At 39.8% G+C, this 1604-nt stretch carries 2 protein-coding genes; one reads left to right on the top strand and one right to left on the bottom strand.

Annotated elements, in window-relative coordinates:
- The first annotated feature begins 6 nt into the window (after positions 1-6).
- Positions 7-1104, top strand: coding sequence for an ATP-dependent 6-phosphofructokinase (locus tag FJR08_RS21390; RefSeq protein WP_168634498.1), 1098 nt, complete (start codon positions 7-9; stop codon positions 1102-1104).
- Positions 1105-1275: 171 nt separating this feature from the next.
- Here FJR08_RS21390 and FJR08_RS21385 read toward each other — a convergent pair whose 3' ends face one another.
- Positions 1276-1479 carry a hypothetical protein gene (locus FJR08_RS21385; RefSeq protein WP_015079868.1) on the bottom strand — a complete coding sequence of 68 codons (204 nt, stop codon included), beginning with the start codon at positions 1477-1479 and terminating at the stop codon, positions 1276-1278.
- Positions 1480-1604 lie beyond the last annotated feature (125 nt).

The following is a 1604-nucleotide window of genomic DNA, read 5'->3' as shown; positions in this document are numbered from 1 at the left end:
CAAACAATGAAAAAACGTATTGGTATTCTTACCAGTGGTGGTGACTGTCCTGGTCTAAATTGTGTGATTCGCGCGGCTGTGAGTCATGCCACACGGACTTTTGATTGGGAGGTAGTGGGGATTCCTTACGCTACCCAAGGGTTGCTAGAACGGAAAACGGTGCCGTTAAGTATACATGGTTGGGATTTACGCGGGATTGACCCTTTACTAAATATGGGGGGAACAATTTTAGGTAGTATTAATAAAGGAGATACTTTAGCCCATGCTGATGAAATATTAGCAGGTTATGAAGCGATCGCTTTAAATGCTTTAATTATTGTCGGTGGAGATGGTAGTTTAAATATTATTCATCAATTAGCCGTTTTAGGTAATTGGAATTTAATTGCTATCCCCAAAACTATTGATCATGATGTCGCTTTTACAGAACGTTCAATCGGCTTTGATACGGCAATTAATACAATTGTTGATGCTATTAATCGTCTGATCTTTACTGCTGCTAGTCATGACCGAGTGATGATTATCGAAGTTATGGGACGCAGCGCTGGACATTTAGCTTTACACTCAGGAATTGCCGGCGGTGCTGATGTGATTTTAATTCCCGAAGTCCCCTATACTATTCAAGGAATATGTCATCATCTGACCGAATTACGCGATTGTTGGCAAAAAAAATTTGCTATTATTGTGGTTGCTGAAGGGATATCTGTTTGTGCAGAAGATGCCGATAATCCTTCTATTTGTACTACTGCTATTGATAGTGAGCGAAGCCGAACTAAATGTGGTCAAGGTCAATATATTGCCGAAAAAATTGCTAATTGTAGTAATCACCTGATTGATACCAGAGTTTCTGTATTAGGACATATTCAGCGTGGTGGTATCCCCTCAGCTTTAGACCGTCTCACAGCTACTATGTTTGGTAAAGTTGCAGTTGATTTAATTGCCCAAAATCAATATGATCAAATGTTAGCTTGGCAAAATGGCAAAGTTGTCACTTTCCCCATTCAAGATGTGATAGATAATAATCCCTCTCTTGTTAATCCTCAAGGTGATTTAGTCCAAACCGCTAGGTCTTTAGGAATATATATTGGTGAAGAAGGTAATAGGTAAGTGGGCTTTACAAAATATAATATAAACCTAACCCCCCAACCCCCTTCCCTACCAGGGAAGGGGGAGTCAAAGCCTCTCCCCTGGTAGGGGAGAGGTTTGGAGAGAGGTTTTATATTTAATCGTGCCAAGCCACTTAATAGGTAATAAATATTTCCCCTGCCCCCTTACGTATTACTCGGCTTCAGCGAGCGCTTCTAAATGAAAAGCTACATTTTTAAGCGCCATTTCAATTTCGTTACTATAAGAAAGACTTCTCCATCTTGGGGCTGTGGCATGATCCAAGGCAGTTGTATCCAAGTATTCTGCAAAAACTATCAGTTTTTCGGGGTCTGTTGCGGCTGTTGCCAACTTTTCTAAAAACTCTTGAGGTGTCATAAAATTTGCCAAAAAAAAGTAAAAGTCTCATCAATCGGTCAATTCTATGAGCATAAGTGCTGTAATCCCCAAAAATCTGTTCAAAATATTCAAAAATGAATAATTGACAACTGACAACTGTACGG

Origin of the sequence: Dolichospermum sp. UHCC 0260, assembly GCF_009711985.1 — a bacterium.
In the GTDB taxonomy this organism is placed as follows: domain Bacteria; phylum Cyanobacteriota; class Cyanobacteriia; order Cyanobacteriales; family Nostocaceae; genus Dolichospermum; species Dolichospermum lemmermannii.
Note: the sequence above shows the minus strand (reverse complement) of the source record. Positions and strands in the feature narration are given on the sequence as shown.

What these genes read in the sequence shown, in the direction of transcription:
- FJR08_RS21385 (WP_015079868.1), bottom strand. Translation starts at nt 1,479, where the DNA reads ATGACACCTCAAGAGTTTTTAGAAAAGTTGGCAACAGCCGCAACAGAC.
- FJR08_RS21390 (WP_168634498.1), top strand. Translation starts at nt 7, where the DNA reads ATGAAAAAACGTATTGGTATTCTTACCAGTGGTGGTGACTGTCCTGGT.